The organism is Streptomyces sp. NPDC091292, assembly GCF_044757265.1.
Classification (GTDB): Bacteria; Actinomycetota; Actinomycetes; order Streptomycetales; family Streptomycetaceae; genus Streptomyces.
Genome location: NZ_JBIVUQ010000046.1, coordinates 1 through 8,250 on the forward strand (window position 1 = coordinate 1; position 8,250 = coordinate 8,250).

General features: G+C 68.4%; 1 protein-coding gene. It reads right to left on the reverse strand.

Annotated features, from left to right (window positions below; all coding sequences use genetic code 11):
- On the reverse strand, positions 1-8,218 hold an 8,218-nt coding region (locus ACIQNU_RS43720; protein WP_401378290.1), incomplete at its 3' end, for an amino acid adenylation domain-containing protein.
- Positions 8,219-8,250: the final 32 nt, after the last annotated feature.

Genomic DNA, 8,250 nt, shown 5'->3' on the forward strand with positions numbered 1-8,250 from the left:
CCCGCTCCGCAATCAACCCATGCACCCCACCAACAACCCCCGCCACCTCCACCTCAGTCTCATTCCACCCACGCACCACCACATCCCACTCACCCACACCCAACACCGACACCTCACCCACACACCGACCCGCATCCCCAGCGACAGCATCCAACAACCTCACCAGATGCCCCGCCATCCGCTCCACCGTCACCGCGTCGAACAACGCCGTGCTGTACTGGATTCCCGCCTTGAGTGTGCCGTCGCCGGACTCCTCCAACATCAGCCACAGGTCGAAGACGGCAGCCACCTGGCCGGCAGCGCCTCCCGGGCCCCCTTCGGTATCGGCCGTGCCACGGACCTCTTCACCCTCGCCGGATCCGTAGCTGAAGAACACCTGGAAGAGTGGGCTGCGCGACCTGTCCCGCTCCGTGACAAGTTCGTCCACCAGTTGCTCGAACGGAACGTCCTGATGCGCGTACGCACCCAGAGCCGTTTCCCGCACCCGCCCCAGCAGCTCGGAGAACGACGGGTTGCCCGACAGGTCGCCACGCAGCACCAAGGTGTTGACGAAGAAGCCGATCAGGTCCTCGGTCTCGGCACGGTTCCGGTTCGCCACCGGCGTGCCCACAACCACATCGTCCGAGTTCGTGTACCGCCCGAGCAGGACGTTGAAGGCTGCAAGGAGCGTCATGAACATCGTCGTGCCATGTGTACGGGACAACGCGCGCAGCGCCTCCGCCGTCTCCGCCGAGACAGTGAACGGAGCCATCGCTCCTTCGGTGGACCGCACCGGCGGGCGCGGCCGGTCGGTGGGCAGGTCCAGTACGGGGGCGGCGGCCAACTGCTGCCTCCAGTAGGCAAGTTGCCGCTCAAGTACGTCGCCGTCCAGCCATTGACGCTGCCAGGCCGCGAAGTCCGCGTACTGGACGGCAAGCGGCGGCAGTGGGCTCGGCTCGCCGGCGCGGAACGCCTCGTACAGGGCGACGAGTTCACGTCGCATGATCCGCGTCGACCATTCGTCGGACACCACGTGGTGCATCATCAGTGCCAGCAGATGCTGTCCCTCGCCCAGCCGTATCAAGGTGGCCCGGACGAGTGGGCCATCAGCGAGACGGAAAGGTGCCATCGCATCCTGGAATGCCAGCCGCTCGGCCTCGCGTACCGGCTCCGCGCTCCCGGACACATCCACCACAGACAGCGGGAACTCGGTGGGCGGATCGATCACCTGATGGGCCACACCGTCCGCGTCAGCTACCAAACGGGTCCGCAGCACCTCGTGGCGCGTCACCACCGCAGTAAGCGCCTCGCCGAGCATCGCGACGTCCAGGTCCCCGTCCCACGGCAGGTACATCGGAAGGTTGTACTCGACCGATCCGGGCTCCAACTGGTCCAGGAACCACAGGCGCTGCTGCGCGAACGACAGCGGTAGTGCGTCATCCCTACTGGCGAGCGTCCACTCCGGCGCGGTGGTACCGGGCGTGGCGGCAGCGAGAGCTTCAGCCAGCCCGGCGACCGTCGGGTGATCGAACATCGCCGCTACGGGAATGTCGGTGCCGAAGACATCCCGGATGCGAGACACCACCTGGGTCGCCAGGAGTGAATGCCCACCCAGTTCGAAGAAGTTGTCCGTTACGCCGACCCGGTCCAGGCCCAGCAGCTGAGACCAGATGCCGGCGAGAAGTTCCTCGGTGGCGGTGCCCGGCACCACGAGGCTGCCCGGGGAACGCTCACCGTCAGGCTCGGGGAGCGCGGCCCGGTCGAGTTTGCCGTTGGGGGTCAGCGGCAGCGCCGCCAGCTCCACGAAGGCAGACGGGATCATGAAGGCGGGCAGTCGCGTGCTCGCGAACTCGCGCAGCTCGGCGACCGGCGGGATACCGTCCGCCTGGTCGGCGGGGACCAGGTAGGCGACCAGACGGCGGTCCTCGACCTCGCCGAATGCCGCCACCGCGGTGGTGCGGATCTTCGGGTGGGCGGCGATGACCGCCTCGATCTCGCCCGGCTCGATCCGGAAACCACGCACCTTCACCTGACCGTCCGCACGCCCGACGAAGTCGAGCTGCCCGTCCGCCAGCCAGCGCGCCCGGTCACCGGAACGGTACATACGTGTGCCGTCGGCAGCGAACGGGTCCGCGACGAACCGCTCACCCGTCAGACCCGGACGGCCCCGATAGCCGCGCGCCACCTGGGGACCCGCGATGTACACCTCACCCGCGACCCCCACGGGCAGAGGGTTCAGCCGCTCGTCCAGGACGTAGACCCTGGCGTTGCCCACCGGGGAACCGATCGCCGGCGCACCCGACAGCTGTTCCGGCTCCACGGTGCCTGTGGTGACCATGACGGTCGCCTCGGTCGGACCGTAGGTGTTGACGAGGCGACGGCCGGCCGACCAGGCACGGGCCACCGGCTCCGTCAAACGTTCCGCACCCAGCAGCAGGGTCCCGACACCGGGAACGTCGTGCGGGTCCAGCACGCCCAGCAGGGAGGGGACGACGCTCGCGGCCTCCACAGCACCGGCGCGCAGCATCGACGTCAGCAGCGCACTCTCCGCCCGCTCCTCCGAAGTCGCCACCACCAGGACACCGCCCGCAGCCAGCGTCACGGCGACGTCGAGCACCGCCGCGTCGAAGCTGAACGACGCGAACTGAAGCATCCGCACGCCAGGGCCCGCACCCAGCACCGGCCCCAGAGCGGACACCATGCCCACCACGCTGCCGTGCGCGACCTGCACACCCTTCGGCCGACCCGTCGAACCCGACGTATAGATCACATACGCCAACTGATCAGCGGTCGTCGTCACATCGGGCGCCGTCGAGGGAAGCTCCGTCAAGGCGGCTGCGACCGCCGGATCATCCAGCCACACCCCATGCTCAACGGCCAGGCCCTCGGCCAGGGACCGCTGCCCGACCACCACCCGCACACCCGCATCCCCGAGCATGAACTCCAGCCGATCAGCCGGATACTCAGGATCCAGCGGCAGATACGCACCGCCGGCCTGCCACACCGCCACCATGGCCACGACCATGGCCACGCCCCGCGGCAGACACAGCCCCACCACCGATTCAGCACCCACACCCGCCGAACGCAGACGATGGGCGAGCCGATTCGCCCGCTCCATCAGCGCGCCATACGTCACCGACTCCCCGCCCGCCACCACAGCCACAGCATCCGGAGCCACCGAAGCCCGCTCCGAGATCAGCTCATGCACGCCACCCACCGACGGCAACACCACCGACGACGCATTCCACCCCTCCACCACCAACTCACGCTCACCCACCGAAAGGACCGGCAGCTCACCCACCCGGCAGTCAGCTTCCTCCGCCACCCCCTCAAGCAGCGTGACCAGGTGCCCCAGCATCCGCTCCACAGTCGCGGCATCGAACAGCGCGGTGCTGTACTCGATCTGTCCCGCCAGCCCACCGCTCTCGCTGTCGCCGAGCCGCAGCGCCAGGTCGAACTGGACCGTGCGATCCATATGCCGGGGAGACTCGTCGCCCCCCGCACCGGCTTCCCTCTCCGCAGCCCTCTCCGCAGCCCTCTCGCCAGGCCTCTCGCCGGGACGCACACCGGCGCTCTCCGGCGCACCTTCGGTGTCGTAGCTGAAGAAGACCTGGAAGAGCGGGCTGCGCGAGCGGTCCCGTTCGACGGCCAGGTCGTCCACCAGTTGCTCGAACGGCACGTCCTGATGCGCGTACGCACCAAGAGCCGTCTCCCGCACCCGCCCCACCAGCTCACGGAACGACGGATCACCCGACAGATCCGTACGCAACACCAACGTATTCACGAAGAACCCGATCAGGCCCTCCGTCTCCGCACGATTCCGGTTGGCCACCGGCGTGCCCACGACCACATCATCCGAACCTGCATACCGGCCCAACAACACATCGAAGGCCGCCAGCAGCGTCATGAACATTGTCGCGCCGCTCTGACGCGACAGGGCTCGCAGCGCGTCCGCCACGGCCGGCGGCACAGTGAACGCGGCCTGTGCTCCCGCCGAGGACCGGACCGCCGGACGCGGCCGGTCCATCGGGAGTGCCAGGGTCGGAGCGTTGTTCAACTTGTCTTGCCAGTAGGAAAGTTGCTCGTCGAGTACGTCGCCGGCCAGCCACTGTCGCTGCCACACCGTGAAGTCCGCGTACTGCACGGCCAGCGGCGGCAGCGGATCGGGCTCGCCCGCGAGGAACGCCCCGTACAACTCGGCGAGTTCGCGCTGGAAGATGCGTTCCGACCATTCGTCGGTGACGACGTGGTGCATGGTGAGTGCGAGTACGTGCTCGTCGAGGGCGAGACGTATCAGGGCGGCCCGGACAAGTGGCCCGTTCGTCAGGTCGAACGGGGTGGCCGCGTCCGCTGCCACCAGGGCGTGGGCGGCGCCCACCGGGTCCGCTGCCTCGGATACGTCGACGACCGGTAGCGGGAAGGGCGCCGGTGGGTCGATCATCTGCCGCGGCACACCGTCCGCGTCAGGGGTGAGGCGGGTGCGCAGCACCTCGTGCCGCGCCATCACACCGCTCAGTGCCGCCCCCAGGACGGCCACGTCCAGGTCTCCGCGCCAGGGCATCGGCGTCGGCAGTACGTGGCCCAGCGCACCCGGGTCCAACCGGTCCAGGAACCACAGGCGCTGCTGTGCGAACGACAGCGGCAACGGCTCGTCCCGGCCGGCCGGTGTCACCTGCGGCACACTCACGCCTGTACCGGACTCGTCGATCGCCTGAGCCAGGCCATGTACCGTGGGCCGGTCGAAGAGCGCCGACAGCGGCACCTCCGTCCCGAAGACCTCGCGCACCCGGGATATCACCTGGGTGGCGAGCAGCGAGTGACCTCCGATTCCGAAGAAGTCGTCGTCGGCGCCAATCCCGTCCGTCCCGAGTACCTGACCCCAGATCCCGGCGAGCAGTTCCGCGGTGGCACCCTCCGGAGCCACGTACGCATGTGTCTCCGAGTGGGCGGCGAGGTCGGGCTGCGGAAGTGCGGTGCGGTTGAGCTTGCCGTTCTGGGTCAGGGGTAGTTCGGTGATCTCGATGAACACCGCGGGTGTCATGAAGTCCGGCAGGCTCTGCCGCACGTGGTCACGGAGCTGGGCCACCGGTGGAATGCCCTCGCCGAGGTCGGCCGGGACCACGTAGGCCACGAGGCGGCGGCCCATGCCGTCGCCGGAAGCCGTCACGACCGCCGACCGGACGCCCTCGTGAGTGGCCAGGACGGATTCGATCTCGCCCGGCTCGATCCGGACTCCGCGCACCTTGATCTGGTGGTCGGCGCGGCCAAGGAACTCAAGCTGTCCGCCCGCGAGCCAGCGCACCCGGTCGCCGGACCGGTACATGCGCGCTCCGTCGCCGGCGAACGGGTCGGCCACGAACCGTTCGGCCGTCAGCGCGGGGCGACCGCCGTAGCCACGTGCCACGCCCGCGCCGCCGATGAACAGCTCACCCGTTATGCCGACGGGTACGGGCTGGGACCGGGCGTCGAGTACGTACACCTTGGTGTCCGCGATCGGGAGCCCGATCGGTACGGACGACACCGGCTCCCACAGCTCGGAGGCGACACAGGTGATGGTCGTCTCGGTCGGTCCGTAGGTGTTGTAGATGGGTACGGACGTCTGCGCGAACCATTGGTCGAGCGCTTGGGGCGACACGGCTTCGCCGCCCAGGATCAGCCAGCGGAAGTCCGGGCCGAGTGCGTCACCGGCCGACAGACCGGGAATAACCATCTCCCAGAGTGCGGGTGTGATCTCCACCGAGGTCACAGCCTGTTCGCGGATCTCACGCAGCACACGCTCCGGCGCCCATTGCTCCGCTCCGCGCAGTACGAGGCGTCCGCCGTGCAGCAGGATCGCGAAGAGTTGCTCCTGCGCGGCGTCGAAGGTGAGGGATGCCAGTTGGAGCGTCACATCGGCCGAGGTCAGGCCGTACCGCCTGCCCATCTCCTGTAGTTGCAGGCTCCACGAGTGGTGCTGGACGAGGACGCCTTTGGGCTTGCCGGTCGAACCGGAGGTGAAGATGACGTAGGCGAGGTTCTGCGGCTCCACGTCCACCTGGGGGTGTTCGGTGGCGCGGGTGGCCATGTCCGGCCGGCCGCTGTCCCCCCCGGTGTCCCGGTCTATGTGTTGGTCGATGTGTTGGTTGATGTGTTGGTCGGTGTCGATGAGGAGGCGGGGTGCGGGAAGGGCTGAGAGCCGTTCGTCCAGCGCGGATTCGGTGATGAGCAGCGCCGCGCCGGAAGACTCCGTCATGTGCTCCAGCCGCTGGACGGGCTGGTCCACGTCGAGAGGCAGATAGGCCGCTCCGGCCTTGAGGACGGCGAGGAGGGCCACGACTGTCTTGAGGCTGCGGGCGAGACATATGCCGACGATGTCCTCGCGGCCGACGCCCTCCGCGATGAGCCGGTGGGCGAGCTGGTTGGCCTCCGCGTTCAGTCCGCCGTATGTGAGGTGGCGGTCGCCTTCCACGACGGCGACGGCGTCGGGAGTGCGGTGCGCCTGCTCCTGGACGAGCAGATGAACGGGACGGCCTTCCGTGTGTGTCTCGGTGCCTGTTCCGAGGTGCCGCAGTGTCGAGCGTTCGGTGTCGGTGAGCAGGTCCAGTGCGCCTATGGTGCGGTCCGGGTCGAGAACGCCCTCCAGGACGGCGACGAGGTGGCCCGACATGCGTCGCATCGTGGTGTCGTCGAACAGTGCGGTGCTGTATTCGATCTCGCCGGACAGGGCTCCGTCACCGCCGTCCCTGAAGGTCAGGGACAGGTCCGAGAGGGTGAGGTCACGCGTCATAGCGGGACCCGGCACCGCGGAATCGGCGTCCGTCTCGACATCGGCGTCGGCCTGTTGTGTGTCGTGCGCCTGGTCGGGGCCGTCGGATTCCGGCGCTTCCGCCGCCCCGGCACCGTCGCGTACGTAGTTGAAGTAGACCTGGAAAAGGGAGGTCCGGGAACGGTCCCGCTCGGTGACGAGGTCGTCCACCAGTTGCTCGAACGGCAGGTCCTGGTGGGCGTACGCACCGAGTGCGGTCTCCCGCACCCGGCCGAGGAGTTCGGTGAACGTCGGGTCTCCGGAGAGGTCGGTGCGCAGGACGAGCGTGTTCACGAAGAAGCCGATCAGGCTCTCGGTCTCGGCCCGGTTCCGGTTGGCGACAGCCGTGCCGACCGCGATGTCGTCCGTGTCGCAGTAGCGGCCGAGCAGAATGTCGAACGCCGCGAGGAGCGTCATGAACATTGTCGTGCCGCTCGCACGTGACAGTTCGCGCAGTGCCTCGGCCGTCTCGGCGGCCACGGTGAACTGTGTGCTCGCCCCCATCGATGACCTGATCGGCGGACGGGTCCGGTCGAGTGGCAGTTCAAGCTCGGTGACGCCCGCCAACTGGTCGCGCCAGTAGGAGAGTTGTCCGTCGATGACGTCGCCGCTCAGCCACGCGCGTTGCCATACGGCGAAGTCGGCGTACTGCACCGGCAGCGGCGGCAGCGGGTTCGGTTGGCCGGCGCGGAAGGCTTCGTAAAGTGCCGCCATCTCCTGGTGGATGATCCGCGCCGACCACTCGTCGGATACGACGTGGGGCATGGCCAGCGACAGCACGTGCTCGCCGATTCCCAGCCGGATCAGCGTGCCACGGAACAGGGGGCCTGCCGCAAGATCGAACGGCTCCGTCATGCCTCGGGCGACCATCTGCTCGGCGAGGCCCAGCGGATCATCGCTTCCGGACACGTCCACCACAGGCAGTGGGAAGGCGGCCGGAGGGTCGATCACCTGGTGCGCCACGCCGTCCGCGTCCGCCACCAGTCGAGTACGCAGCACTTCGTGGCGCGTGACGAGTGCACCCAGAGCCGCGCCCAGCGCGGCGACGTCCAGCAATCCGTCGAGGCGGACGGGGAGTGCGACGTTGTATTCGGTTGATCCGGGGTCGAGTTGGTCGAGGAACCACAGACGCTGTTGCGCGAACGACAACGGCAACGGCTCACCCCGGCCAACCGGAAGCATCGCCGGCACCCCAGCCCCCGAAGACTCCCCCACCACCTCCGCAAGCCCCCGCACCGTCGGCCGGTCGAACAACACCGACATCGCAACCTCCACACCCAGCACCTCACGCACCTGGGAAATCACCCGCATGGCAAGCAGCGAATGCCCACCCAGCTCGAAGAAACTGTCCAACGCGCCCACCCGCTCCACACCCAGCACCCGCCCCCAAACCCCCGCCAACAACTCCTCCACCACACCCGAAGGAGCAACAAACCCCCCCAACACCCGCCCCACACCCTCAGGATCCGGCAACGCCGAACGATCCA